Here is a 25,183-nt window from a genome sequence, read left to right on the forward strand (position 1 = left end):
GCTGTCAACACTCACTCACGGTTGTGTGAATATTTTTTCTGGTCCGGAAACCGCTTTCGGATCAGGAGCTTGCTTCTGCACTGCGACAATCCGCAGGCGTCCGGTAGCGCCCGCGCAGGCGCGCCCGGTACGCACGCATGCGTACGGGATGGCCCACGGAATAGCTGCGGTGCATGCCGGCGACGCCCGCACGGAACGGCGCCCCTGCCGGCGCCAGGAAGGCTGCGCTGGCTTCAGCGGAAGACGACGGTCTTGTGGCCGTTGAGCAGGATGCGGTGCTCGACGTGGCGGCGCACCGCACGTGCCAGCACCTGCGATTCGATGTCGCTGCCGACGCGGATCAGGTCGCGCGGGGTCATGGCGTGGTCCACCCGGGCCACGTCCTGCTCGATGATCGGGCCCTCGTCCAGGTCCGGGGTCACGTAGTGCGCGGTGGCGCCGATGATCTTGACCCCGCGCGCGTGCGCCTGGTGGTAGGGCTGGGCGCCCTTGAAGCTGGGCAGGAAGCTGTGGTGGATGTTGATCGCGCGCCCGGCCAGCGCCTCGCACATGCGCGGCGAGAGGATCTGCATGTAGCGCGCCAGCACCACCAGGTCGACCCGTTCGCGCTCGACCAGGTCCAGGATCGCCTGCTCCTGCCGCGGGCGGTTCCCGTTGTCCACCGGCAGGTGGTGGAACGGCACGCCGTAGGAGGCGGAGAGCGCGGCGAAGTCGGGGTGGTTGGAGACCACCGCGGCGATGTCCACGTTGAGCTGGCCGCTGTGGGCGCGGAACAGCAGGTCGTTGAGGCAGTGGCCCTGCTTGCTGACCAGCACCAGCAACCGCGCGCGGCGGCGCGCGTCGTGCACCTGCCAGTCCATGCCGAATTCCGCCGCCAGGTGGCCGAAGCGCTCGATCAGGGCCGGGTACGCCTCCGGCGCGGGCAGGTCGAAGTGCACGCGCAGGAAGAAGCGGCCGGTCTCCTCGTCGCCGAACTGCTGGGCGTCGAGGATGTTGCAGCCCTGGCCGAACAGCAGGCCGGAAACGCGGTAGACGATGCCGGTACGGTCCGGGCAGGAGAGGGCGAGGATGTAGTCGTGGCGCATAGGCCGGCCATGGTATGCGAGCCACGGCCGGCGCGCGCGGCGGTTGCAGCTGTTACCGCCGCCTCAGCCGAACAGGCCGCGCGCCCCGTGCGGCTCGCAGCGCAGGTACTGCGGCGGTGCGTGCACCTTCGCCCCCAGCTCGGCGGCGGCATGCCAGGGCCAGCGCGGGTCGTAGAGCATGCCGCGGGCCAGGGCCACGGCATCGGCCTGGCCACCGGCGACGATGGCCTCGGCCTGGCGCGCTTCGGTGATCAGGCCCACCGCGATCACCGGCATGCGGACCTGGCCGCGGATCGCCGCGGCGAACGGCACCTGGTAGCCCGGTCCCACGGCGATCTGCTGGCGCGGATCCAGGCCGCCGCTGGAGACGTGGATGAAGTGGCAGCGGCGCGCGTCCAGTTCCCGCGCCAGGACGATGCTCTGCTCCAGGTCCCAGCCGCCCTCGACCCAGTCGCTGGCGGAGATGCGCATGCCCAGCGCCACCTGCTCCGGCAGTGCCGCGCGCACTGCATCGAACACCCGCAGCGGAAGGCGCATGCGGTTCTCCAGGCTGCCGCCGTAGGCGTCGTCGCGGTGGTTGCTCAGCGGCGACAGGAACTGGTGCAGCAGGTAGCCGTGCGCGGCGTGCAGCTCGACCAGGTCCAGGCCGAGGCGCGCGGCGCGGCACGCCGAGGCCACGAAGGCCTCGACCAGGGCATCGATGCCGGCCGCGTCCAGCGCCTGCGGCAGGGGGTGGTCTCCGGCATACGGCAGGGCGGAAGGGGCCACCGTGGTCCAGCCGCCCGGCTCGCCGGCGGCGATCGGGCCGCCGCCCTCCCACGGCCGCGCGGTGGAGGCCTTGCGTCCGGCATGCGCCAGCTGGATGCCCAGCGGCATCGGCGACCAGCGCCGCAGCGAGGCCAGCAGCGCGGCCAGCGCCGCCTCCTGGTCGTCGTTCCACAGGCCCAGGTCGGCATGGGTGATGCGGCCGTTGGCCTGCACCGCGGTCGCTTCCAGGATCAGCAGGCCGGCGCCGGACAGGGCCAGGTTGCCGAGGTGGATGTGGTGCCAGTCCGAGGCCACGCCGTCGTGCGCCGAGTACTGGCACATGGGCGCGACCACGATGCGGTTGCGCAGTTGCAGGGGACCGAGGTGGAGCGGGGTGAACAGCTGGCTCATGGCGAGGCGGTTACCGGTGGGCCCCGCATTGCAGCCCCACCGCGGTGGCGCTGCAAGGCCGTGGCCGGATCGCAGCGTCGCGCGATCCGCACCGCCGCCTCACAACGCGGCGACCAGCTCCGGCAGGACCCGGGCGCAGTCGGCTTCCAGCCTGGCCGCCTCCAGCCCGTCGGCGCGGGTGCGGCCGCGGTTGAGGATGGCCAGGGGGATGCCGGCCTCGGCCGCCATCCGCGCGAAGCGGAAGCCGGACCAGACCATCAGCGAGGAGCCGACCACCAGCAGCGCGTCGCTGTCGTGCAAGGCGGCGGTGGCCTCCTCGACCCGGGCGCGGGGCACGCTCTCGCCGAAGAACACCACGTCCGGCTTGAGCATGCCGCCGCAGGCCGGGCAGTCCGGCACCTGGAAGGCGGCGAAGTCCACGCCTTCCAGGTCGGCGTCGCCGTCCGGCGCCACCGCGGCCAGGTGCGCGTCCCAGCCGGGATTGCACGCCAGCAGCTGCTGCTGGAAGCCGGCGCGCGGCAGGCGCAGGCCGCAACCCAGGCACGCCACGTGGTCCAGGCGCCCGTGCAGGTCGATCACCCCGGTGCTGCCGGCGCGCTGGTGCAGGCCGTCCACGTTCTGGGTCAGCAGCCGGGCGACCCGGCCCTTGCGCTGCAGTTCCGCCAGGGCGTGGTGGGCGGCATTGGGCCGGGCCGCGGCGAACGGCGCCCAGCCGGCCAGGCTACGAGCCCAGTAACGGCGGCGGGTGTGGCCGTCGCCGGTGAAGGCCTGCAGGGTGATCGGCGGCGTGCGCTTCCAGGCGCCGTCGGCGTCGCGGTAGTCGGGGATGCCGGAACCGGTGCTGATCCCGGCGCCGGTGAGCACGAACAGGCGGCGGTGGCGGGCGAGGAACGCGGCCAGCGCGGCCTGTGCCGCGGCGGCGGGGGGTGGGGCGGTGGCGGCCTGGACGGACATCGGGGACGGCGGCGGAAGGCTTGGCGCGGGCGGACATGTTGCACGAGATCGCCCACATGTCGGTGTGCAGGCGCCGCGCTGACAGCGTTGTCTGGCGCCGGCGGCACGTCGCGCTTACGGGCCGGCGGCTAAGATCGTCGGCCCCCGAACCTAGCCAAGGGAACAGCCGTGACCATCAACCGCGAACAGCGTGACCGCATTGCTTCAGGCCAGGGTTTCATCGCCGCGCTCGACCAGAGCGGCGGCAGTACACCCAAGGCGTTGAAGCTGTACGGCATCGACGAGTCGGCCTACGCCAACGAAGCCGAGATGTTCGCCCTGGTGCACCGCATGCGCGAGCGCATCGTCACCAGCCCGGCCTTCGACGGCAGGCGCATCCTCGGTGCCATCCTGTTCGAGCGCACCCTGGACGACCGCTTCGCCGGCGAGGAGGCGGCGCGCTTCCTGTGGGAGCGCAAGCAGGTGGTGCCGTTCCTGAAGATCGACAAGGGCCTGGAGGCCGAGGACGGCGGCGTGCAGCTGATGAAGCCGATCCCCGGGCTTGAAGAGCTGCTGGCGCGGGCCAAGGCCAAGGGCGTGTTCGGCACCAAGGAGCGCTCGGTGATCAAGGCCAACAACCCCGCCGGCATCGCCGCGGTGCTGGACCAGCAGTTCGAGCTGGCGCGCAAGGTACTGGCCGCCGGGCTGGTGCCGATCGTCGAGCCGGAGGTGGACATCAAGGCCGCCGACAAGGAGGCGATCGAGGCCGAGCTCAAGCGCGGCCTGCTGCAGCGCCTGGACACGATCGACGCCTCCACCCCGGTGATGCTCAAACTGACCCTGCCCAGCCTCGATGGCTATTTCGCCGAGCTGGTGGAGCATCCGTCGGTGCTGAAGGTCGTGGCCCTGTCCGGCGGCTACAGCCGCGAGGAGGCCAACGCCAGGCTCGCCCGCAACCCGGGCGTGATCGCCAGCTTCAGCCGCGCCCTGACCGAGGGCCTGGGCGCGCAGCAGTGCGACGAGGAGTTCAACCAGGCCCTCGATGCCTCGATCGAGTCGATCTACCGCGCCTCGATCGCCTGAGGCCGCGCGCGGGCGGATGCCCCGCGCGGGGCATCCGCGGCATCATTGCAGGCCCGCCGCATGCCGCGGCAGGCCCGGTTCCCCGTGATGCATCCCGACACCACCGCCCTGATCGTCGTCGACCTGCAGCCGGACTTCATGCCCGGCGGCGCCCTGCCCTGCCACGAGGGCGATGCCATCGTCCCGGCCATCGATGCGCTGCTGCGCTCGCGCAGCTACCGCACCGTGGTCGCCACCCAGGACTGGCACCCGCGCGGGCACGCTTCCTTCGCCAGCGCCCATCCCGGTCGCCAAGCGTTCGAGCAGGTCGAACTGCACGGCCAGCCACAGACCCTGTGGCCGGACCACTGCGTGCAGGGCACGCCCGGCGCCGCGCTGGACCCGCGGGTGGACTGGAACGCAGCCGACCTGGTGCTGCGCAAGGGCACCCGGCCGCAGGTGGATTCGTACAGCGGCTTCCGCGAGAACCATGGCCCCGGCGGCAGCCGCCCGGCCACCGGCCTGGCCGGCTGGCTGCGCGAACGCGGCATCGACGAGGTGCACGTATGCGGCCTGGCGCGCGACTACTGCGTGCTGTGGACCGCGCAGGACGCGGCAGCCGCCGGCTTCCGCGTCCGCTTCCTGTGGGAGCTGACCCGGCCGGTGGCCCCGGACGGCGACGCGCCGACCCGCAGCGCGCTGGAAGCGGCCGGGATCGCCCTCGGCTGAGGCCGCGCCACAAAGGAAAACGCCGGCGCGAAGCCGGCGTCTTCCTGCCTGGAAGGCCGCGAGGGACGGCCTTCCGGAACGCGGGGGATCAGAACTCCTGCCACTCGCCGTCGTCGGCGGTCGCCGCCGCCACCGGCGCCGCCGCGGCCGCGCGCGGGCGCGCCGCAGGCGCTGGCCGGGCCGCTGCCACCGCCGGGCGCCTGTGCGCCGGCGCGCGCAGCGCGGACTGGCCCAGGCCATCGGCCAGGCGGAACACCGCCACGGCCTCGACCAGCTGCCCGGCCTGCTCGGCCATCGAGCGGGCCGCGGCGGAAGCCTCCTCCACCAGCGCGGCGTTCTGCTGGGTGGTCTCGTCCATCTGCACCACGGTCTGGCTGACCTGCTCGATGCCCGCGGTCTGCTCCTGCGAGGCGGCCGAGATCTCGGACATGATGTCGGTCACCCGGTGCACGCTGGCCACGATCTCGCCCATGGTGGTGCCGGCCTTCTGCACCAGCGCCGAACCATTGGCGACCTTGCCCACCGAGTCGTCGATCAGCTGCTTGATCTCCTTGGCCGCGCCGGCCGAACGCTGGGCCAGGGTGCGCACCTCGGAGGCGACCACGGCGAAGCCGCGGCCCTGCTCGCCGGCGCGCGCCGCTTCCACCGCGGCGTTGAGCGCCAGGATGTTGGTCTGGAAGGCGATGCCGTCGATCACCGAGATGATGTCGGCGATCTTCTTCGAGGAATCCTCGATGGCGGTCATGGTCTGCACCACCTCGCCGACCACCGCGCCGCCCTGCGAGGCGACGTCGGCCGCGCCGATGGCCAGCTGGTTGGCCTGGCGCGCATGCTCGGCGTTCTGCTTGACGGTGGAGGTCAGCTCCTCCATCGAGGCGGCGGTTTCCTCCAGGTTGGCGGCCTGCTGCTCGGTGCGACGGGCCAGGTCGGCGTTGCCCTGGGAGATCTCGGCGGCGGCGGTGTTGATGCTGCCGGAAGCCTCCTGGATGCGGCCGACGATGCTGGTCAGGTTCTGCACCGTGGTGTTGGCGGCATCGCGCATCTGCGCGAACACGCCCTCGTAGTCGCCGTCCATGCGCACGGTCAGGTCGCCATCGGCCACCGCCTGCAGCACCTGGGCCAGCGACTGCAGGCTGGTATCGGAGGTCTGCATCAGGCGGTTGAGGTTGGCGACCATGTCACGGAAGCCGAACTCGAAGCGGGATTCGTCGCCGCGCTGGCTGAAGTCGCCATGCACGGCGGCGGTGCTGAGGTTGCCGATCTCCTCGCTGAGCGCCAGCAGGTTGGCCTTCACCCCGTCCATCGCCTCCATCAGCACGGCCTTCTCGCCCGGCACGCGCGGGAAGTCGTCGTGCAGGTCGCCGCGGGCGTAGGCGCCGGCCAGGCGCCCGGCCGTGAGCGCGGCCTGGACGTGCTCGTTGACGACCGCGTTCACGACCTCCATCAGGCTGCTGTAGTCGCCCTGGACCACGCTGGGATCCAGGCGCGCGGAGATCGCGCCGAGGTCGTGCTGGCGGCCCATCTCCTTCGTCGCTTCGATCACGGTCTGGACCGACTCGCGGGTGGCCTGCACGGCGCGCAGGACGTCACCGACCTCATCGGCACCGCCGACCAGGCGGGCGCCATCCATCCTGCCTGCAGCCAGGTCGCGGGCGGCCGCGGCGGCCAGGCCCAGCGGGCCGGTCAGGCTGCGGGTGAACACCACCGCCAGAAACACCCCGAAGACGATTGCGATGCCCAGGACCGCGAACAGCGCGGTGCGGGCACGGTTGGCGGCCACCACGGCCTCCTCGTGCGCCGCCTTCATCTGCCGGCCTTCACGCTCGACATAGGCGCTGACCGCGTCGCGCCAGCCCTTCAGGCCGGCGCCGGCCTCGCCATTGAGGTAGGTGGTGGCCTCGGCGATGCTGCCTTCCATTGCCAGCTCGGCGACATGGTCGTTCAGCGGCGCCGCGGCTTGGCGGGCCTTGTTGATGGCCGCCAGCAGGCGCTTGCCTTCCTCCCGCGCCGGCATCGCATCCAGCTTTTCGTAGGTCGCGGCGAAGTTCTCGCGCGTTTCCTTGATCCGCTGCTGCGCAGCCAGGCGCTCCTCGTCGCTCTCGGCGAGGATCATGGCCTGCATGTCGATGTTGAGCAGGTTGGCGCTGTCGTACAGCGTGTTCGCCAGCGCGGTCTTGGTGACACGTTCGACCGCGATGGTTTCCAGGTGCTTTTCCAGCGTGGAGAGGGACATCGCCGAAACCACGGCGATCGCGGCCATCAGCACCAGCAGGAAGCCAAAGCCGGCGAACATTCGCTTGCCGACGGTAAAGCGTTGGAGGAACTCGTTCATGACTGCCTCGGGGGAGGTTGTTGCGGCTGGAGGACGGCGGAGCCGCCCGGGGCGCCTGGTCGGGGGATGCCCGGAGCCGCGCGGGCGGTTCCGGGTGTGCCCATCTATCGGCGCCCGCTGCACGGCGATTGAGCAGGCCTGATGAAGATCCTCAATACGATCGACGGTCTCTGCGGATTGGTAGCGATCCCTTGGCCCGGCGCAGCGCCGCCCGGGCGGTTGCACAGGGTCTTTCGCCGCCGGGAGTGCCGAGCTCGTCACACTATCGGTGGCGAAAATCTGAATAACAGGCGTCCGCGGCGCAGCCGGGTCGGCTGCCTGCGCGGCACGGTGATCGGCTACGCTTTCGCGATGCCACCCGACCCTGTTTTCCCGGCGGACGATCCACCGCCGCAGCCCCCGGAAAAGCCGCTGCCGTCCGAATGCTGCGAGAGCGGCTGCCCGATCTGCGTGTACGACCTCTACGCCGAAGCCCTGGACGAGTACCGCCAGGCGCTGGCCGCCTGGCAACAGCGCCATCCCGGGATCGATCCCGGGGCGGCCTAATCGGCCGCGGCGCCCGCCGGCAGCTTGGGTACCGGCGTCGGCCGGCCCAGCGGATCCAGCGCGATCATCACGAACTGCCCGCGGGTGCACAGCTTGCGCTCGCCGCTGAGCAGGTTCTCGGTGATCACCTCGACCTCGACGTTCATCGAGCTGCGGCCCACCTTCACCAGGCGCGCGATCACCTCCACCAGGTCACCCTTGTGGATCGGCTGGTTGAAGTCCACCTGCTCCGAGCGCGCGGTCACCACCGTGGTACGCGCGTAGCGCGAGGCGACGATGAAGGAGGCCATGTCCATCCACGCCAGCGCCTGGCCGCCGAACAGCGTGCCCAGGTGGTTGGTGTGGTCGGGGAAGACCATGTTCATCAGGCGCGCCTCGGTGGGGCGCGCTTCGGCGGGGACGGCTTCGGACATGGCGGCGTTCTCCCTGTTGGCCCGGCCCGATCATCGCCGATCCCGGGAAAGGCGCGCGTGAGGCGACGGCTACAGGTACGCCGCGACCGCCGCGGCCAGCTGCGCGGGGCCTTGGAAGCCCGGCAGCCGCGCCGTCTCCACCCCATCGCGGAACAGCGCCAGGGTCGGGGTCTGGCGCAGGCCCAGGCCGCGGAAGAAGTCCTCGCCAACCTCCTCCAGCTTCACCTTCAGCAGCACCAGGCCCTGCGCGGCCGGCTCGGCGGCGAACCTGCGCAGCGCAAGATCGAGCATGGTGCAGCCCGGGCAGGCGTCCTTCCAGTAGTCCACCAGCAGGCGGGGATGGGCCGCCAGCGCGGCGGCATGGGCCTCAGGCGAGGCGGCGTGCAGGATCTGCATGGGCAGCGGCTCCGGTGGCGGCCAGCACCTGGTCGGTCCAGCGGGCGATGGCCAGCGCATCGCGCTGCCCATGCGGCATCTGCTCGATTTCCAGGCGCGGGAAGGGTGAATCGAAGAAGCGGGCGATGCGCCGCACCGCGCCGCAGTAGTACTGCTCGCCCCACTGGGTCTCGCCGGTGCCAAACACGGCCACGTTGGCCGGCTTGCCCACGGCCGCGACCAGGTCGGCGATGAACTGCTTCATCTCCGCCGGCGTGCGCCCGCCGTTGTCGGTCCAGCTGCCCAGCAGGTAGAGGTCATGGCGCGGATCGCCCGCGTCGGCCAGCGCGTGCAATCCCGCCTCCAGCCAGGTCACGGCGTGGCCATGCGCCTCGCAGTGCCCACGCACCTGCCGTGCGAGGTCGCGGGTGTTGCCGCTGAGGGAGGCGTAGGCGATCAGGAGGCGCATGAAGGCCGGGATTGGTGACTGGTGATTGGTCATTCGTGATTCGTGATTCGTGATTCGTGATTCGTGATTCGTGCAGGAGCGTGATGGCCTTGCTTTTTCCAATCACCAATGACCAATCACGAATCACGCGCCTCACAGCTCATCGAATCCGTTGTCCGCGTTGGTCTTCTTGTACGAGGCGTTGCGCATCTCGAAGAAGTCGGTCTTGGTCTGGGTGAAGTTGTCGGCGTAGGCGCGGATCCAGGGCATGACGTTGTCGGTGGTCTCCGCGTAGAGGGACTCGATGCCCAGCATCCCGGCCATCTTGTTGGCGCGGTACTTCACGTAGCGGATCATCTCGTCCACGTCGATGCCGTCGATCCCGTCCAGCACTTCGCCGGTCCACTGCGTCTCCAGCTCGATGGCGTGGCGGAAGGCGACGTGCACGTAGTCGGTCAGCTCGTCGGTCTGCAGCTCCGGGTGCTCGCCGACGATGGCGCGGATCACCTCGCTGATGAACTTGGTGTGCGCCAGCTCGTCGCGGTTGATGAAGCTGATGATCTTGCCGGTGCCGGCCATCCGGTTCTGCCGCACCAGGTTGTAGAAGTAGGCAAAGCCGGAATAGAAGTTGATGCCTTCCAGGATCGAGGACTGGATCAGCGCGCGCAGCAGGGTCTCGGCGGTCTTCTCGCGCATGAAGTCCTCGTACGCGGCCATGATCGGCGCGTTGCGGCGCAGGATGGTCGGGTGGGTTCGCGCGATCTCGAACACGCGGTTCTGGTTGGCCAGGTCGGTGATCGAGGCCAGCACGTAGCTGTAGCTCTCGTTGTGGATCACTTCCTGCTGGCCGATGATCGCCGCGTTGGCATGCGCCGCCGGATCGGTGATGTACTCGGCCACGTTGTAGATGAAGCGGGTCTGCGGCGAATCCAAGGTGGCCAGCAGGCCGATGATCGAGTCGAAGGCGTTCTTCTCGCGCGCCGACAGCTCGCCGTACTGGCGCGCGTCGCCCTTCATGTCGACCTCGTCCGGGATCCAGAAGTTGGTCGAGAGCTCCTTGTAGGCGCGGTAGAACGACGGGTAGGGGATGTCGTTCCAGTTGAGGATGCCCGAGGTGGTGCCGTTGATGATTCCGGTCGAACGGTTGGGATGGCGCGGCTCGAGGATGCGGATGCGGTCCAGCCGGGTGGCAGTACGCGGTGCGGCAACAGTATTCATGGTCGTTCTCTCTCTCTGCTGGTTGCCGACCGCAACCAGCATTCTGGAGGAAAGCCCCCCTGAGTCAGGGGGGCGCGCCGAAGGCGCAAGGGTGTGGAGGCTGATGAGCGGGGCCCGCGGTTCGCAGCGCGAACCGTGGAAGCTGACAAGGGCGAACGCGCGGTCAGCTACTGCACCACTCGCACTCGGCCACGTCGATATCGTTCGAGCGCACGTAGTACGTCGTCTTCAGCCCCTGCCGCCAAGCCTCCAGGTGCAGCTCCAGCAGCACCGAAGCGCGGATCGAGGAAGGTACGTAGAGGTTGAAGCTGATTGCCTGGTCCACGTGGCGTTGGCGGCGCGCGTTCTGCCGCACCGAGGCGAACTGGTCCACCTTCCACGCGCCCTTCTCGTAGTAGGGCCAGGTTTCCAGCGACAGGCCGGGTGCGGCCACCGGGCGCCGGTAGTCCTTCTTTTCCTCGTAGTAGAACGCCGAGTAGACCGGGTCGATCGAGGCGCTGGAGCCGGCGATCTGCGCGGTGGACATGTTCGGCGCCACCGCCAGCAGCCAGCCGTTGCGCAGGCCGTTGACCGCCACCTGAGCGGCTAGGTCCAGCCACTCGGGCGAGTTGTAGCCGCGTTCGCGGAAGTAGGCGCCGGTGTGCCAGTCGCTGCCAGGGAAGGCCGGGTAGGTGCCCTTTTCCTTCGCCAGCTCCATGCTGGCCTGGATCGCCAGGCGGTTGATCCGCTCGTACAGCGCGTCGCTGTAGTCCTCGGCCTCCTTCGAATCCCAGTGGATGCCCTTGAGTGCAAGCAGGTGGTGCCAGCCGAAGGTGCCCAGGCCGATCGCGCGGTACTTGCGGTTGGTGATGGTCGCCTGCGGCACCGGCAGCTGGTTGAGGTCGATGACGTTGTCGAGCATGCGCACCTGGATCGGTACCAGGCGCTCGAGCACGTCGCTGATCAGGTCGCTCTGGCCCTCGGCCTGGACCACCGCGCGGCCCAGGTTGATCGAGGACAAGTTGCAGACCACGAAGTCGCCAGCCTGCCTGGTGGTCACGATCTGGTTGCCGGAGATGACCTCCTGGATCATCCGGGTCGGACTCTGGTTCTGGAGGATCTCGGTGCACAGGTTGGACGAGTACACCATGCCGCAGTGCTTGTTTGGGTTCTTCCGGTTGACCTCGTCGCGGTAGAACATGAACGGGTTGCCGGTCTCCAGCTGCGAGACCATGATCCGCTTGAACAGGTCGATCGCCTTGACCGTCCTGCGGCCGATGCGCTCGTCCTCGACCAGCTCCTGGTACTTGCTGCGGAAGCTGCCCTCGCCGCGCTTTTCGTCGTAGAAGTCCTGCAGGTACCAGCCCTTGGCCTGCTTCACCTCGTGCGGGTCGAACAGGTACCAGTCGCCGCGCCGCTCCACCGCCTCCATGAACAGGTCCGGGATGCACACCGCGGTGAATACGTCGTGCGCGCGCAGGCGCTGGTCGCCGTTGTTGAGGCGCAGGTCGAGGAACGCCTCGATGTCGCGGTGCCAGATGTCCAGGTACACCGCCACCGCGCCCTTGCGCTGGCCCAGCTGGTCCACCGAGACGGCGGTGTTGTTGAGCTGCTTGATCCACGGCACCACGCCGCCGGAGGAGTTGGGCACGCCGCGGATCGGCGCGCCGGCGGCGCGCACGTAGCCCAGGTATGCGCCCACGCCGCCGCCGCCCTTGGACACGCGGGCGATGTCGGTGTTGGAGTCGTAGATGCCCTGCAGGCTGTCGTCGACGGTGTCGATGAAGCAGCTGGACAGCTGCCCGCCGACCTTGCCCGCGTTCTGCAGGGTCGGGGTGGCCACGGTCATGTACAGGTTGGACAGCGCCCAGTACGCCTCGCCCACCAGCTGCATGCGTCGCTCACGGGGCTTTTCGTCCTGCATCAGGTACAGCGCGATGGTCAGCCAGCGCTCCTGCGGCAGCTCGTAGACGTTGCGCGCCGCGTCGGTGGCCAGGTAGCGGGTCGCCAGCAGGTACAGGCCGTTGTAGGTGAACAGCTTGTCCCGCTCCGGGTCGACCAGGCGGCCGGCCTCCTCCAGCTCCTCCTTGGAATAGGCGCGCAGGATGTCGTTGGAATAGATGCCGCGGTCGGCCAGGCTCTCCTGCAGGCCGACATAGGAACCGTACTTCTGTGCCACGTCGTAGAAGCGGTTGCGGCTGGCGCGCTTGTACAGGCGGCGCAGGTACAGGCGCGCGGCGAAGTACTCCCATTCCGGCGCGGCCAGGTCCACGCGCGCCTCCGCCTCGCGGATCAGGTGGTCGACCAGGTCGTCGGCCGACAGCGCTTGCTTGCGCGCGACGAAGCCCAGTACCGCGCGCTTGTAGCCGTCGATCTCAAGCTGCGGGAACTCGGCGTGGATGGCATCGATGCTGCGCTCCAGGCGCGCCGGGTCGAATGGCAGGCGGCGGTTGCCGGCCTCCTTGGTGATCCAGGTGGTGGCTGCCGGCGGCGGGGCCGGTGCGGCCGCGCGCACGGCGGCCGGGGTGGGAACCGGGGCGTCGGCAAGCGCGTCGCCGGTGGCGGCCATGGCCGCGGTGGCCGGGGCCGCGTCGGCGACCAGTGAGGGGGTGTCCTGGGATGTCATGCGCATCCTCCGTGGCGTGATGCACCCCGCGTCCCTCCCTCGGGGAACGCGGATCCGGTGCGGATGCGGAGGATGCGAAGGCAGCGTCGCAACGGCCGCGACGCAGCGCGGCTGCGGCGGACCCTGCTTCGCCAGTCTTCCCCCCTCCGGGGATTCCGTGACCGGCACCGCGCGGTGTGCTTGGCGCGGCTGTCGGCAGGTCTTCGGACTTCCGGACGTGGAGGTTTCCCTCCGCCTACTTCCGCCGCTTCCCAGGCCCTGGCCCAGTGCGTTGGTGCGGGTTCGTTTCCGGTTACCGCTGCGGGGCAGTGCCGGATTCGCCTTGCGGCCCACCGGACTTCCCTTTTAAACCCGCGCCGCGGCGCGGGTACCGACGCGACACAAGATAGTGGGGTACCAGGATCATGGCAACCCCATATCTCGGAACAGGTACCCTGTTGGCGGACTCGTCCGGGCCGCCGCCTGCGCCAGCCCCGCGCATTTGCGACACTGCCGGCATGCGCATGCCTGCCCCCGACCCCAGGTCCGTGGCCAGCACCCTGGTGCTGGGCAGCCTCGCCCACTTCCTGCTGGCCGCGGTGGCGGTGCAGGCGCTGCGCCCGGAATACGACCCCTGGCTGGCGCCGCTGAGCCTGTACCTGTCCGGTGCCTGGAGCGCGTGGCTGCGCGCGGCGTACTACGGCCTGGCCCTGGGCATCGTGCTGCTGGCGCTGGAACTGCGGCGCACGCTGGAGCCGTGGGCGCGCTACGCGCTGGTGCCCGTGCTGCTGTGCGGCGGCGCGCTGGCGCTGGCGGCCACCGCCGCCTGGCCGGGACCGGCACCCGGGTACCCGGTGGACGACCTGGAGGCGCTGGTCCACCGCATCGCGGCGATGGCCGCGTTCCTGCTGGTCGGCAGCGGCATGCTGCTGCAGTCCGCTGCGCTGCACCGCGATCCGCACTGGCGCGGACGGGCCCTGGCGGCGCTGCTGCTGGCGCTGCTGGCCTTCGCCGGGCTGTGGCTGCACGCGTTGTGGCGCGAGCTGCCGCGCGGGGCCTCGCAGAAAGCGGTGGTCGCGCTGTACCTGTCCTGGCTGTGGCTGTGCGCCTGGCGCCTGCGCACGGCGCCGCGCTGAGGCTCAGGCGCGGTGCGGGGTGGCCAGGTACTCGGCGCTCTGCATCTCGATCAGGCGCGAAGCGGTGCGCTCGAACGCGCCGCCCAGGCGCTGGCCTTCGTACAGTTGCGGCGGGGCCGCGTCGGCGGTGCACACCAGGTTGACCTGGCGGTCGTACAGCTCGTCAACCAGGTTGACGAAGCGCCGTGCCGCGTCCTCGTTCACCGCGCCCATGCGCGGGATGCCGCCCAGCAGCACGGTGTTGAACTCGCGCGCGATCTCGATGTAGTCGGTGGTGCCGCGCGGGCCGTCGCACAGCGCGGCGAAGTCGAACCAGGCGATGCTCTTGCCGCGGCCGCGCACCGGGATCTTGCGCGCGTCGATCTCGATGTTGCACGCGTGGGCCGCGTCGCCACCGCTCAGCTCGCGCCAGCGCTCGGCCAGCCAGGCGTCGGAGCCTTCGTCCAGCGGCGCGCGGTACACCGGGGAACGGGTCAGCGCGCGCAGGCGGTAGTCCTCCTGGCCATCGGAGCGCAGGACGGTGCAGTGCTGCTGCAGCAGGTCGATCGCCGGCAGGAAGCTGGCGCGCTGCAGGCCGTCGCGGTACAGGTTCTCCGGCGCGGTGTTGGAGGTGGTCACCAGGGTCACGCCCTCGGCGAACATCCGCTCCAGCAGGCGCGCCAGCAGCATGGCGTCGCCGATGTCGGTGACGAAGAACTCGTCCAGCACCAGCACCTTCAGCGCGCCGCGCCAGCGCCGGGCGATGTGCGCCAGCGGGTCGGCCTCGCCGGCGTGCTCGCGCAGGCGCTCGTGCACGCCGCGCATGAAGCGGTGGAAGTGGGTGCGGTACTTGCCGTTGCTGACCTGCGGCTTGTCCGTGCCCGGCGAGTACACCGGCAACGGCAGCGATTCGTAGAACAGGTCGACCACGAAGGTCTTGCCGCGCCCGACCTCGCCCCAGTAGTACAGGCCGCGCACCGGCGCCGCCGGGCGCGCGAACAGGCGCGACAGCAGGCCGCCGGAAGGCGGCGCCAGCAGCGCCTGGTGGATGCGGTCCAGCTCGCGCAGGGCCGGGTGCTGCGCCGGGTCGTCGCGCCAGCGCCCGGCCGCGGCGCCCTCGGCGTAGACCTGCGAGGGGGTGCGCACGCCGCTTGCGCTCATGCCTGCGACAGCCAGCCCTTGACCTCGTGCTGGATGGCGCCGCGCAGGTCGATCAGCTTGCGGTGGAAGAAGTGGCTGGTCTCGGGCATGCGCACCAGCTGCGGTTTGCGCGGCAGCGAATCGATCCAGTCGTACACCGCCTGCGGGTCGACGATCTCGTCCTGGTCGCCCTGCACCACCAGCCACGGCACCTCGGGGATCTGGATGCCGGAGAAGTCCCAGCCGCGTCCGGCCACCGGCGGCGCGATCGAGATCAGCGCATCGGGCGCCAGCTCGGCGGCGCTGGACAGGCTGACGTAGGAGCCGAAGCTGAACCCAGCCAGCCACAGCGCCTGGCCCGGGCGCGCGGCGCGCACCCAGTCCACCACCGCGCGCAGGTCCTCGCGCTCGCCGACGCCGCGGTCGAACTCGCCCTCGGAGGCGCCGGTGCCGCGGAAGTTGAAGCGCACCGTAGTCGCGCCCAGCTCGCGCAGCGCGCGCGCGACCATGGTCACCACCTTGTTGTGCATGGTCCCACCCTCGGTCGGCAGCGGGTGGCAGACCACCGCCACCAGCGGGCGGGCGTCGCCCGGTTCGGGCAGGTCCACGGCCACCTCCAGCGCGCCGGCCGGGCCGGGCAGCATCAGGGTGGTCGACTCGTCGGGGAAGGCGCTTGCGGTCATGCGTACATGATACAGACCGGCCGCGCGGCGCCGGTGTGGCTGCCGCGCCCGCCGCTCGGCGACAATGGCGCCTTCCCGCCCGCCTCCCCGCGCATGCATTTCCTCCTGCTCAGCGTGACCTGCAGCGTCCTGGTCTCGGTGCTGCTGAAGCTGGCGCCGCGCCGCGGCTGGGACGTGGGCCAGATGGTCACCTGGAACTACCTGGCCGCGGCCCTGCTGTCGGCCTGGCTGCTCAAGCCGCCGGCGGCCGCCCTGCACCAGCCTGGCGCACCCTGGGGTGCGCTGCTGGTGCTGGCGGCGCTGCTGCCGACCCTGTTCCTGGTGCTGGCCGCGGCGGTGCGCCACGCCGGCATCGTGCGCACCGACGTGGCCCAGCGGCTGTCGTTGCTGCTGTCGCTGGCCGCGGCCTTCGTGTTCTTCGGTGAGCGCGCCGGGGCGATGAAGCTGGCCGGCCTCGGCCTGGGCCTGCTGGCGGTGCTGGGCATCCTGGCACGCCCGGCCGGTGCGCCCTCCGGCAGTCGCGGCTGGCTCCTGCTGCTGGCGGTATGGGCCGGCTTCGCCGTGGTCGACGTGGTGCTCAAGCGCCTGGCCATGGCCGGCACCCCGGCATCGGCCGCGCTGCTGGTGGCCTTCGTGCTGGCGTTCTTCGGCATGTCCGCCTGGCAGCTGTGGCGGATGCTGGCGCAAGGCATGCGCCCGGGGCTGCGCCACGCCGCCGCGGGCCTGGCCCTGGGGCTGCTCAACTTCGGCAACATCGTGTTCTACGTGCGCGCCCACCAGGCGCTGCCGGACAGCCCGGCCACGGTGTTCGCGACCATGAACATCGGCGTGGTCGTGGCCGGCACCCTGGTCGGCGTGCTGGCCTTCGGCGAACCCACCTCCCGGCTCAACCGCGCCGCCATCGCCCTGGCCATCGCCGCCATCGCCCTGATCGCGCTGGCGCCGCGCTGAGGCGGACAAGCGCCGTGCAGGCGCGCTTCCCTAGAATGTGCCGATGAATACCCCGCACGATTCCAGCCTCGGCCGCGAGGTCGCCTACCCGACCCGCTACGACCCGACGCTGCTGTTCCCGATCCCGCGCGCCGGCGCCCGCGCCGAACTGGGCCTGCAGGCAGGCGCGGCGCTGCCATTCACCGGCCACGACCGCTGGCATGCCTACGAACTGGGCTGGCTGGACGGCCGCGGCCGCCCGCAGGCGGCCACCGCGACCGTGCTGGTGCCGGCCGATTCGCCCTGCCTGGTCGAGTCCAAGTCGTTCAAGCTGTACCTCAACTCGCTCAACGGCGAGCGCTTCGCCGATGCCGGCGCGCTGCGCGCACGCATCGCCGCGGACCTGTCGCAGGCGGCCGGCGCCGCGGTGCGGGTGGAGTTCGGCCTGCCGCCGATGGCGGCAGGCGCCGAAGGCGCCAGCATCGACGATGCCGACGTGGACATCGACCACTACGGCCCGCCGCAGGCGGAAGTGCTGCGCGCCGATCCGGCCGAGGTGGCCGAGGAATACCTGCACTCGGGCCTGCTCAAGTCCAACTGCCCGGTGACCGGCCAGCCGGACTGGGGCAGCGTGCACCTGCGCTACCGCGGCCCGCGCATCGACCGCGGCAGCCTGCTGCGCTACCTGGCCGGCTACCGCGAGCATGCCGGCTTCCACGAGCAGTGCGTGGAGCAGATCTTCCTGGACGTGCTGGCCCGCTGCCGGCCGCAGTGGCTGTCAGTGGAGGCGCGCTATACCCGCCGCGGCGGCCTGGACATCAACCCCTGGCGCGCCACCCCGGGGCAGCCGGCGCCGGCGCCGCTACGCGACTTGCGGCAGTAACCGCGGCCGCCCAATGCCGGCTTCACGGGTCACAGATGAAACGTTAACGACGCCTGTGACAACGTTGCGCCGTGCATTGGTCCGGCGCCTGGCAGGGTGGCCGCCGGACCCGGCGACCGGGCTCTCCCGGTGCTGCCTTCTCTCTCTCCCGGCAGGGTGAGTGACTCCTTGGGCGCGCCCTCCCGCGCCCTTCTTTTTGTCCGGACCCGGTTGATTCGGCGCCAGGCAGGCGCCATGCAGGGTTCATGGACGCCCCTACCGAACCCATGCCCCAGGCCGGCAGCGACCGGCGCAGGATCCTGCGCGCCTTCAACGCCAGCCTGGCCTTCGTGTTCCTGCTGCTGGTGGTGTTCGTTTCCCAGCCCGGGCTGGACGTGCGCGCCCTGGCAGTGGCGCCGCGCGACATCGGCCAGTGGATCGGCCTGCTCGCCGCGCCGTTGCTGCACGGCTCGCCGGAGCACCTGGGCGCCAATGCCGGCGCGATCCTGATCCTCGGCACCCTCGCCGGCGCGGTGTATCCGCGCGCCACCCTGCGCGCACTGCCGCTGCTGTGGCTGGGCTCGGGCCTGGGCGCCTGGCTGCTGGGCGATCCGGGCAGCCGCCACCTCGGCGCCAGCGGCCTGACCCATGGCCTGATGTTCATGGTCGCCGTGCTGGGCCTGCGCCGGCGCGACCGCGCCTCGATCGCCGCCGGCATGATCGGCTTCCTGTTCTACGGCAGCATGCTGGTGACCGTGCTCCCGCACGAGCCCGGGGTGTCGTGGCAGTCGCACCTGGGCGGGGCGCTGGCAGGCCTGCTCGCCGGCCTGCTGTGGTGGCGCGCGGACCCGCTGCCGCCACGCCCGCGCTACAGCTGGGAGGACGAAGAGGAGGACGCCGGCTCCCCCCAGGCCGGCACCGACGCCGACACCCTGGAACCCCCGCCGCCGCGCGACGTGCCGGTGCTGTGGCACCGTCGGCCACCGGTGCGCGGCGTGGTGCTGCGCTTCCCGCCGCCGCGGCGCGGACCTCCCGCGGAGCCCTGAGCCCGGCGGCATGACCGCCCGCACATCCGCGCCCACGGTGGGCCGCGGATAATCGGCGGCCCGTTCCCCTGCGCAGGACCTCCCATGCCTTCCGCTTCCGCCCCCGCGCCGGCCCGCTGGCGGCGGGCCCTGGTTCCCGTCCTGCTTGGCGCCGCGCTGGCCGCGTGCAGCGCGCGCCCCACCCCGCCCGCGCCCGCACTGGCCGCCGACGGCGTGCCGGAAAGCCGGCCCGGCTGGGCCATCGGCTACCTGCCCGACGCCGCCGTGCCGGACAGCCTGGCCCTGCTGCCGCCGCCGCCGTCCGGAGAAGCGGCCGCGCTGGACCAGGCGCGCATGCAAGCGGCGCTGGCGCTGCACGGTACCCCGCGCTTCGCCCAGGCCGCGGTGGACGCGGAGCTGCAGTTCCCGCAGGCCGCGCCGCTGTTCGCCTGCGCCCTGGGCGTGGAGATCGACCTGCAACACACCCCGGCCACCTGGCGCCTGCTGCGCCGCAGCCTGGCCGATGCTTCCCGCTCCACCCGCAAGGCCAAGGACCACTACAAGCGCCCGCGGCCGTTCCTGGCCAACCACGCGCCCACCTGCACCCCGCAGGACGAGGCACGCCTGGCGCACAGTGGTTCCTATCCCTCCGGGCATACCGCGATCGGCACGCTGTGGTCGCTGGTGCTGGCGCAGGCCGCGCCGGGCCACAGCGATGCCCTGCTGGCGCGCGGCCGCGCCTTCGGCGAGAGCCGGGTGGTGTGCAACGTGCACTGGACCAGCGACGTGGTCGAGGGCCGCTTCATGGGCATGGCCACCTTCGCCCGGCTGCAGGCCGAGCCGGCGTTCCAGGCCGACCTGGCCGCCGCGCGCCGCGAGCTCGCTGCCGCGCGCGCCGCCGGCCGCGTACCGCAACGCGACTGCGCCGCCGAAGCCGCGGTGCTGCAGGTGGCCGCCAACCCCGGCTGAACACCGGGCGTGGCCCCTGGTGCCGGGCTGACATCCGGCACCTGCGCATCCCGGCGCGCGGTCCTAGACTCGGCCCGCGATTCCCCCAGGAGGCCGCCATGACCCAGTGGTACCTGCACGACCCCGCGAGCAACCGCCGCCTCGGCCCCATGGACACCGACAGCGCGCGCGCCGAGGCCGCGCGCAACCCCGGCCTGCTGGCCTGGCGCGAGGGCATGGGCGACTGGCTGCCGGTGCGCAACATCGCCGAGCTGGTCGACGGCGTGCCCGGCGACCCGGCCGCCACGCCGCCGCCGCTGCCGCGCAATGCCGGCCGCGGCCGCGCCGACGAGATCGAGTTCCGCATCCACGGCCAGGAGATGCAGTTCGTCGAGATCGAACTGGACCCGGGCGAGAGCGCGATCGCCGAGGCCGGCGCGCTGATGTTCAAGGACGCCGCGGTGCAGATGGACACCCTCTTCGGCGACGGCTCGCACCAGGGACAGGGCGGCTTCATGGACAAGCTGCTGTCGGCCGGCAAGCGCGTGATCACCGGCGAGAGCCTGTTCACCACCATGTTCACCCACACCGGCAGCGGCAAGGCCAAGGTGGCCTTCGCCGCGCCCTACCCGGGCACGGTGCTGGCGATGAAGCTGGACGAGCACGGCGGCCGCATCATCTGCCAGAAGGACAGCTTCCTGGCCGGCGCGCGCGGCGTGCAGGTCGGCGTGCATTTCCAGCGCCGCATCCTCACCGGCCTGTTCGGCGGCGAGGGCTTCATCATGCAGAAGCTCGAGGGCGACGGCTGGGTGTTCATCCATGCCGGCGGCTGCGTGGTCGAGCGCGAGCTGGCCGCCGGCGAGCGCATCGACGTGGATACCGGCTGCGTGGTCGGCTACCACGCCAGCGTCAGCATGGACGTGCGCCCGGTCGGCGGCATCAAGAGCATGCTGTTTGGCGGCGAGGGCGTGTTCCTGGCCACCCTGACCGGACCGGGCAAGGTCTGGCTGCAGTCGCTGCCGTTCTCGCGCCTGGCCGGACGCATGCTGCAGGCCGCGCCGCAGGCCGGCGGCCAGAATCGCGGCGAAGGCTCGGTGCTGGGCGGGCTGGGCCGCATCCTGGACGGCGACAACCGCTTCTGACACCACGCGGCGCGGCCGCCCCATCCGCGCCGGCGTCATTGGCTCCCTTCGTCCTGCCCGCAGGACGACGGGAGCGCGCCACGCGTCCTGCTGCACCTGACCGGGTGAAGCGTCAGGCCGACGAGCGACGGCGTGCAAAGTCCAGGCGCGCGAGTGCCCAGCACGCCGGCACCACAACAAGCTGGCAGAACAGCCAGATGCCAGTGGCCGTATCCGGCCACGCCGCCGCCGGCAGCAGGACGTCGCAAGCGGCAAGCGCCAGCATGACGGCGACAGGCGCCAGCACGATCAAGGCCGCACGCACCGAGCGGCCGAACGGACCGGCCCCGGGGCTGCGCATCAAGGCAAACAGGGCCGGCCAGCCATGCAGCAGCGCCAGCACGAAGCTGACCACCAGTGCCCGCGATGGCGCCTGTCCTTCGGTGCCTACGAACTTGAGCCACCAGAGCGCCGCAAACAACGCTGCGGACAGGAGGCCGAGAACTGGAACCTTCCGGTCGCGCACTGACCCGACCTGCTGCCTGGCACCTGGAGCCAACTCGCGCCGCAAGGCAGCGTCACCGCGGCCCGGGCACCGCGCCGATGGCGATGCCGGTATTGCAGTCGATGCGCAGCGCCTGGCGCGCGGACAGGCCGTAGCGCGGCGTCGTTTCCGGCGTGTAGTCGCCCAGGCCGCCGGTGGAGCGCAGCAGGCGCAGGCGGGTGCCGTCGCGCGGATCCAGCAGCGGGCTGCGGCAGGCCGGCCCGGCCACCGGCGAGGTGGCGCCGGTAGCGGCGTCGAGGACCTGGAAGCGCGGGGGCAGGTCGGTGATTGCGCCCGGGTCGGCGCGATCCGGCCATGCGCTGGCGCAGGAAGCCAGCAGCAGGGTGGCTGCGGCGGTCAACAGCAACGGCTTCATGGCGTCCCCCTTGCCTGTGCCCACGGACCGGGGCAGGGGATTATCGACGCTGCAAGGCGCCGCACACCCGTGCCGTCGGCCATCCCCCGGGACGCTCAGCCGGGCGCGCGGTCGGAGGGATGGTTGATGCCGTCGCTGGTCGGCACCTCGCCCAGGTCGAAAGGATTGATGCCCTCCAGGCAGGCGACGTTGAGCCCGTACTCGTTCGGGTCCGAGCGCCGCTGGTGGTGGGTGTGGATGCCGCATATGCCGCAGAACCAGTGGCGCGCGGTCATGGTGTTCAACTGGTACAGGCGCAGGTGCTCCCGGCCGGCGGCCACGCGCAGGCGGTGCAGCGGCACGGTGGCCACGATCGTGCCCTTGCGCCGGCACAGCGAGCAGTCGCAGCGGCGCGGGTCGACCACGCCGTCCGGCAGTTCCACCTCCAGCCGCACCGCGCCGCAGTGGCAGCTGGCGCGGTGCACCGGCTGGATCGGCACGCCTCCGATGACCTTGTACATGGCAACTCCCGCCGGGCAGGTTGCCGCCACCTTAGCGCCGCGGCAGTGGCAGGCCGCGGGATTCCTTCACGGTGCGCAGCACGAAGCTGGAGTTCACGTCGGCCACCCCGGTGTTGTTGAGCAGGCGGTCGAGCAGGAAGCGCGAGAAGTGCTCCAGGTCCTCGACGTAGACGTGCAGCAGGTAGTCCATGTCGCCGGTCAGGGCATGGCAGGCCACCACCTCCTCCCAGTCCTGCACATGGGCGACGAAGCGGTCGATGCCGGGCGTGCCGTGCTTCTCCAGCTGCACCCGGACGAAGGCCTGCAGGCCCAGGCCCAGCGCGCGCGGGTCCAGGCGCGCACCGTAGCCGGTGACCACCCCGGAGGCCTCCAGCCGCTGGATCCGGCGCAGGCAGGCCGAGGGGCTGAGGTTCACCCGCGCCGCCAGTTCGGCATTGGCGGCGCGGCCTTCCTGTTGCAGCAGGGCCAGCAGGCGCAGGTCGGTGCGGTCGAGTTCGACGGTGGCGGCCATTCGTTGCATTGCACCACGGTTGTGACGCAACAACATTGCGCCAGGCGCCGGGATATCCGCAACTTTGCAACCCGGTTGCGCGGGATCGGTCCTAGGCTGGGGGACGCCCCGCCAGTTCCGGAGACCCCGCCATGGCCACGCCCCGCCGCGTCGAATCCGAACGCCTGCAGACCGACAAGGGCTATGTCCCGGTCTACACCACCGCCATCGTCGAGCAGCCCTGGGACGACTACAGCGCCGACGACCACGCCACCTGGGGCACGCTCTACGAGCGCCAGCGCAGGCTGCTGGTCGGCCGCGCCTGCGACGAGTTCCTGCGGGCCCAGGACGCGATGGGCATGGACGCGCGCGCGATCCCGCGCTTCGACCAGCTCAACGAGGTGCTGGGCGCGACCACCGGCTGGACCCTGGTGGGCGTCGAGGGCCTGCTGCCGGAGCTGGATTTCTTCGAGCACCTGGCCAACCGCCGCTTCCCGGTCACCTGGTGGATCCGGCGCCCGGAGCAGATCGACTACATCGCCGAACCGGACCTGTTCCACGACCTGTTCGGCCACGTCCCGCTGCTGATGGACCCGGTGTTCGCCGACTACATGCAGGCATACGGCCGCGGCGGGGTGAAGGCGCACGGCATCGGCCCGGAGGCGCTGCAGAACCTGACCCGGCTGTACTGGTACACGGTGGAGTTCGGCCTGGTGCGCCAGGCCGGCGGGCTGCGCATCTACGGCGCCGGCATCGTGTCCTCGGCGGGCGAGTCGCAGTATTCGCTGGAGTCGGACGCGCCCAACCGGATCGGCTTCGACCTGGAGCGGATCATGCGCACCCGCTACCGGATCGACACCTACCAGAAGACGTATTTCGTGATCGACAGCTTCCAGCAGCTAATGGACGCCACCGCGCCGGACTTCACCCCGGTCTACGCGCGCCTGGCCGGGCTGCCGGCGCTGCCGGCCGGCGCGGTGCGCGACGGCGACCGCGTCCTGCACCGCGGCAGCGGCGAGGGCTGGGCCGAGGACGGCGACGTCTGAACCGGCGCGGGCGCTAGCGCGCGCCGGCGCGCAGGGCACGCGCGCCGCGCGGCAGGGCGCCCTCGCGCTGCACCCGGACCGAAGCCGCGGGCGCGCGCAGCAGCTGCTGGGCCAGTTCGCGCGCGGCCACCCGCAGTTCCGGCACGGCGATGATTTCCCACAGCTGCCCGCGCAGCAGCGGGCCGATGCAGTACAGCCCGCGCACCGGCGCGCCGTGGCGGTCCAGCGCCTCGAAGCGCTCGTTGGCGCGCAGGCCCAGGCCGAACGGATCGGGGCTGACCAGCCCGGCGTCGCGCAGCTGCCCGACCAGCGGGTGGCTGGTGCGCTCGATGTCGGTGTCCAGCCCGGTGGCGCGCATCAGCACGTCGTACTGCTCGGCCAGCGCGTGCGCCTGGCCGCGCTCGCGCAGCACCACCTCCACCGCTTCCTCGCCGCGGCGCGCGCGCAGCAGGCGCGCGGCACGCACCACCAGGCGGCCCTCGCCGCGCAGCTGTTCCAGCTCCTCGTGCACGCTGGGCGGCAGGCGGTGGCGCACCACCTCCCAGTACGGGCGCAGGTGGCGCAGGAAGCGGCCGCGCTGCACGTCCGCCAGCCCGCGCCAGTAGCCCTGCAGGAACGGGCGCAGCGCATCGACCAGGCTGCGCCAGTCCGGCACGATCGGCGCCAGGCTGCGCAGCGCGCGCAGCAGCTGGCGCACGTCGCCGCTGTTGAGCGCGTGCAGCACGGTCGGCGGCAGCGCGATCGGGGGGCTGGGTTCGGCCAGGTGCGGGCGCGGCAGCAGGCCGCGGCGCGAGATCGCGGTGATCGGGCCCTGGTGGCCGCGGCGCAGCAGGGTGACCACGGTGTCGGCCATGGTCAGGCCGGTGCCGATCACCAGCACCCGGGCCTGCGCCGGTACCCGCGCCAGCGCGTCCTCGCCGCGCAGGTTCTTCTGCCACGGCCAGGCGATGTAGGCCGGGTCCACCAGCAGCCGCGGGCCGACGCCCTGCAGCCGCTGCGGCGGCAGCGCGCCGACCGCCAGCACCACCCGGTCGGTGAGGAAATCGGCGCCGTCGGCCAGCAGCACCCGGAACGCGTCGCCCTCGCGCTCCACCGCCACCGCCTCCTGCTGCACCTGGCTGAAGCCGGCCAGCGACACCTGCGCTGCCGACTGCAGCCGCGAGTACAGGTACTCGCCGTACACCAGCCGCGGCAGGAAGCTGTCCTCCGCGCGCCGGGTGAGGTTGAGCCAGCGCGCGAACTCGGCCGGCTGGTCGGCGGTGGCGCCCATCTCGCGGGCGCGCACGTTGAGCAGGTGCTCGGGGCGGGCCTCGCCGTAGGCCACGCCGCGGCCGAAGCCGTCGGCATTGCCGACCAGGCACAGGTCCACGCCAGTGGGGGCGATGCGGGCCAGTTCGGTCGCCAGGACGCTGCCGGCGAAACCGGCGCCGATGATGGTGATGCGCATGGCGCTGCCTCCGTGGATCGTTCGCCTTCGATTGGAACGGCGCGCCGTTCCCGGGGGGTAAAGATGCGGTTAT

26 protein-coding genes and 1 riboswitch are annotated in these 25,183 nt (G+C 71.5%); of the genes, 10 read left to right on the forward strand and 16 right to left on the reverse strand.

Going from position 1 to position 25,183, the window contains the following annotated elements:
- Positions 1-233: 233 nt before the first annotated feature.
- The 3 genes from purU to EIM48_RS04690 all read right to left on the reverse strand — a co-directional run bounded on the left by purU (position 234) and on the right by EIM48_RS04690 (position 3,197).
- The gene (purU, locus tag EIM48_RS04680) at positions 234-1,085 is read right to left on the reverse strand and encodes a formyltetrahydrofolate deformylase (RefSeq protein WP_028914325.1); all 852 of its coding nucleotides are present in this window, start codon (positions 1,083-1,085) and stop codon (positions 234-236) included.
- A gap of 63 nt (positions 1,086-1,148) precedes the next feature.
- A complete protein-coding gene (locus tag EIM48_RS04685) occupies positions 1,149-2,243 on the reverse strand; it encodes an NADH:flavin oxidoreductase/NADH oxidase (RefSeq protein ID WP_028914324.1) in 1,095 nt (364 codons plus the stop codon).
- Positions 2,244-2,342: 99 nt separating this feature from the next.
- On the reverse strand, positions 2,343-3,197 hold the full coding sequence (locus EIM48_RS04690; RefSeq protein WP_019399352.1) for an NAD-dependent protein deacetylase: 855 nt from the start codon (positions 3,195-3,197) through the stop codon (positions 2,343-2,345).
- A gap of 174 nt (positions 3,198-3,371) precedes the next feature.
- On the opposite strand from EIM48_RS04690, the gene EIM48_RS04695 reads away from it, so the two are divergent.
- Together EIM48_RS04695 and pncA are read left to right on the forward strand one after the other, a co-directional pair.
- Positions 3,372-4,259 (forward strand): fructose bisphosphate aldolase, encoded by an 888-nt coding sequence (locus EIM48_RS04695; protein WP_233581639.1) that lies wholly within the window; start codon positions 3,372-3,374, stop codon positions 4,257-4,259.
- Between the two features lie 87 nt (positions 4,260-4,346).
- Complete coding sequence (pncA, locus tag EIM48_RS04700) at positions 4,347-4,967, forward strand: bifunctional nicotinamidase/pyrazinamidase (protein ID WP_125111154.1); 621 nt, start codon at positions 4,347-4,349, stop codon at positions 4,965-4,967.
- Positions 4,968-5,055: 88 nt separating this feature from the next.
- Here the strand turns inward: pncA and EIM48_RS15705 are convergent, their stop codons facing one another.
- The gene (locus EIM48_RS15705) at positions 5,056-7,299 is read right to left on the reverse strand and encodes a methyl-accepting chemotaxis protein (protein WP_125111155.1); all 2,244 of its coding nucleotides are present in this window, start codon (positions 7,297-7,299) and stop codon (positions 5,056-5,058) included.
- Positions 7,300-7,650: 351 nt separating this feature from the next.
- On the opposite strand from EIM48_RS15705, the gene EIM48_RS04710 reads away from it, so the two are divergent.
- Positions 7,651-7,845, forward strand: coding sequence for an oxidoreductase-like domain-containing protein (locus EIM48_RS04710; RefSeq protein WP_026010254.1), 195 nt, complete (start codon positions 7,651-7,653; stop codon positions 7,843-7,845).
- Here EIM48_RS04710 and EIM48_RS04715 read toward each other — a convergent pair.
- The 5 genes from EIM48_RS04715 to EIM48_RS04735 all read right to left on the reverse strand — a co-directional run bounded on the left by EIM48_RS04715 (position 7,842) and on the right by EIM48_RS04735 (position 12,904).
- The gene (locus EIM48_RS04715; protein WP_019397438.1) at positions 7,842-8,258 is read right to left on the reverse strand and encodes an acyl-CoA thioesterase; all 417 of its coding nucleotides are present in this window, start codon (positions 8,256-8,258) and stop codon (positions 7,842-7,844) included. The genes EIM48_RS04710 and EIM48_RS04715 overlap by 4 nt on opposite strands.
- Before the next feature lie 69 nt (positions 8,259-8,327).
- Positions 8,328-8,654 carry a thioredoxin family protein gene (locus EIM48_RS04720; RefSeq protein ID WP_125111156.1) on the reverse strand — a complete coding sequence of 109 codons (327 nt, stop codon included), beginning with the start codon at positions 8,652-8,654 and terminating at the stop codon, positions 8,328-8,330.
- Positions 8,626-9,102 carry a flavodoxin gene (locus tag EIM48_RS04725; RefSeq protein ID WP_125109250.1) on the reverse strand — a complete coding sequence of 159 codons (477 nt, stop codon included), beginning with the start codon at positions 9,100-9,102 and terminating at the stop codon, positions 8,626-8,628. Before EIM48_RS04725 ends, EIM48_RS04720 begins: the two co-directional genes overlap by 29 nt.
- A gap of 132 nt (positions 9,103-9,234) precedes the next feature.
- A complete protein-coding gene (locus tag EIM48_RS04730) occupies positions 9,235-10,299 on the reverse strand; it encodes a ribonucleotide-diphosphate reductase subunit beta (RefSeq protein ID WP_125109161.1) in 1,065 nt (354 codons plus the stop codon).
- Between the two features lie 163 nt (positions 10,300-10,462).
- Positions 10,463-12,904, reverse strand: coding sequence for a ribonucleoside-diphosphate reductase subunit alpha (locus EIM48_RS04735; RefSeq protein ID WP_125109162.1), 2,442 nt, complete (start codon positions 12,902-12,904; stop codon positions 10,463-10,465).
- Between the two features lie 176 nt (positions 12,905-13,080).
- Positions 13,081-13,294, reverse strand: a riboswitch (cobalamin riboswitch).
- Positions 13,295-13,407: 113 nt separating this feature from the next.
- Between EIM48_RS04735 and EIM48_RS04740 the strand changes: the two genes are divergently transcribed.
- The gene (locus EIM48_RS04740) at positions 13,408-14,019 is read left to right on the forward strand and encodes a DUF998 domain-containing protein (protein WP_233581627.1); all 612 of its coding nucleotides are present in this window, start codon (positions 13,408-13,410) and stop codon (positions 14,017-14,019) included.
- A gap of 3 nt (positions 14,020-14,022) precedes the next feature.
- Here EIM48_RS04740 and zapE read toward each other — a convergent pair whose 3' ends face one another.
- Both zapE and EIM48_RS04750 read right to left on the reverse strand, forming a co-directional pair.
- Positions 14,023-15,159, reverse strand: coding sequence for a cell division protein ZapE (gene zapE, locus EIM48_RS04745; RefSeq protein ID WP_028914317.1), 1,137 nt, complete (start codon positions 15,157-15,159; stop codon positions 14,023-14,025).
- The gene (locus EIM48_RS04750; protein WP_028914316.1) at positions 15,156-15,821 is read right to left on the reverse strand and encodes an alpha/beta hydrolase; all 666 of its coding nucleotides are present in this window, start codon (positions 15,819-15,821) and stop codon (positions 15,156-15,158) included. Before EIM48_RS04750 ends, zapE begins: the two co-directional genes overlap by 4 nt.
- Positions 15,822-15,914: 93 nt before the next feature.
- Here EIM48_RS04750 and EIM48_RS04755 point away from each other — a divergent pair, with 93 nt between their 5' ends.
- The 5 genes from EIM48_RS04755 to EIM48_RS04775 all read left to right on the forward strand — a co-directional run bounded on the left by EIM48_RS04755 (position 15,915) and on the right by EIM48_RS04775 (position 20,728).
- A complete protein-coding gene (locus EIM48_RS04755; RefSeq protein ID WP_026010252.1) occupies positions 15,915-16,772 on the forward strand; it encodes an EamA family transporter in 858 nt (285 codons plus the stop codon).
- A 43-nt stretch (positions 16,773-16,815) separates the two neighbouring features.
- On the forward strand, positions 16,816-17,634 hold the full coding sequence (queF, locus tag EIM48_RS04760) for an NADPH-dependent 7-cyano-7-deazaguanine reductase QueF (RefSeq protein WP_019397429.1): 819 nt from the start codon (positions 16,816-16,818) through the stop codon (positions 17,632-17,634).
- Between the two features lie 245 nt (positions 17,635-17,879).
- The gene (locus EIM48_RS04765; protein WP_039730770.1) at positions 17,880-18,659 is read left to right on the forward strand and encodes a rhomboid family intramembrane serine protease; all 780 of its coding nucleotides are present in this window, start codon (positions 17,880-17,882) and stop codon (positions 18,657-18,659) included.
- An 84-nt stretch (positions 18,660-18,743) separates the two neighbouring features.
- Positions 18,744-19,607, forward strand: a complete 864-nt coding sequence (locus EIM48_RS04770; RefSeq protein WP_028914314.1) for a phosphatase PAP2 family protein — start codon at positions 18,744-18,746, stop codon at positions 19,605-19,607.
- A gap of 98 nt (positions 19,608-19,705) precedes the next feature.
- Positions 19,706-20,728 (forward strand): TIGR00266 family protein, encoded by a 1,023-nt coding sequence (locus tag EIM48_RS04775; protein WP_125111157.1) that lies wholly within the window; start codon positions 19,706-19,708, stop codon positions 20,726-20,728.
- A 112-nt stretch (positions 20,729-20,840) separates the two neighbouring features.
- On the opposite strand, the gene EIM48_RS04780 is transcribed toward EIM48_RS04775, so the two are convergent.
- The 4 genes from EIM48_RS04780 to EIM48_RS04795 form a co-directional block, all read right to left on the reverse strand.
- The gene (locus tag EIM48_RS04780) at positions 20,841-21,233 is read right to left on the reverse strand and encodes a hypothetical protein (RefSeq protein ID WP_125111158.1); all 393 of its coding nucleotides are present in this window, start codon (positions 21,231-21,233) and stop codon (positions 20,841-20,843) included.
- Positions 21,234-21,285: 52 nt separating this feature from the next.
- Positions 21,286-21,627, reverse strand: a complete 342-nt coding sequence (locus EIM48_RS04785; RefSeq protein ID WP_125111159.1) for a hypothetical protein — start codon at positions 21,625-21,627, stop codon at positions 21,286-21,288.
- Between the two features lie 95 nt (positions 21,628-21,722).
- On the reverse strand, positions 21,723-22,127 hold the full coding sequence (locus EIM48_RS04790) for a GFA family protein (protein WP_125111160.1): 405 nt from the start codon (positions 22,125-22,127) through the stop codon (positions 21,723-21,725).
- 31 nt (positions 22,128-22,158) lie between these two features.
- Entirely contained in the window at positions 22,159-22,638 is a 480-nt protein-coding gene (locus tag EIM48_RS04795; RefSeq protein WP_019397422.1) for an Lrp/AsnC family transcriptional regulator, read from the reverse strand.
- A 131-nt stretch (positions 22,639-22,769) separates the two neighbouring features.
- Here EIM48_RS04795 and phhA point away from each other — a divergent pair, with 131 nt between their 5' ends.
- Positions 22,770-23,663, forward strand: coding sequence for a phenylalanine 4-monooxygenase (phhA, locus tag EIM48_RS04800; protein ID WP_028914311.1), 894 nt, complete (start codon positions 22,770-22,772; stop codon positions 23,661-23,663).
- A 13-nt stretch (positions 23,664-23,676) separates the two neighbouring features.
- Here the strand turns inward: phhA and EIM48_RS04805 are convergent, their stop codons facing one another.
- Positions 23,677-25,110, reverse strand: coding sequence for an FAD/NAD(P)-binding protein (locus tag EIM48_RS04805; RefSeq protein ID WP_125111161.1), 1,434 nt, complete (start codon positions 25,108-25,110; stop codon positions 23,677-23,679).
- Positions 25,111-25,183 lie beyond the last annotated feature (73 nt).

The sequence above is a fragment of the Pseudoxanthomonas sp. SGNA-20 genome, assembly GCF_003931635.1.
GTDB lineage: Bacteria > Pseudomonadota > Gammaproteobacteria > Xanthomonadales > Xanthomonadaceae > Pseudoxanthomonas.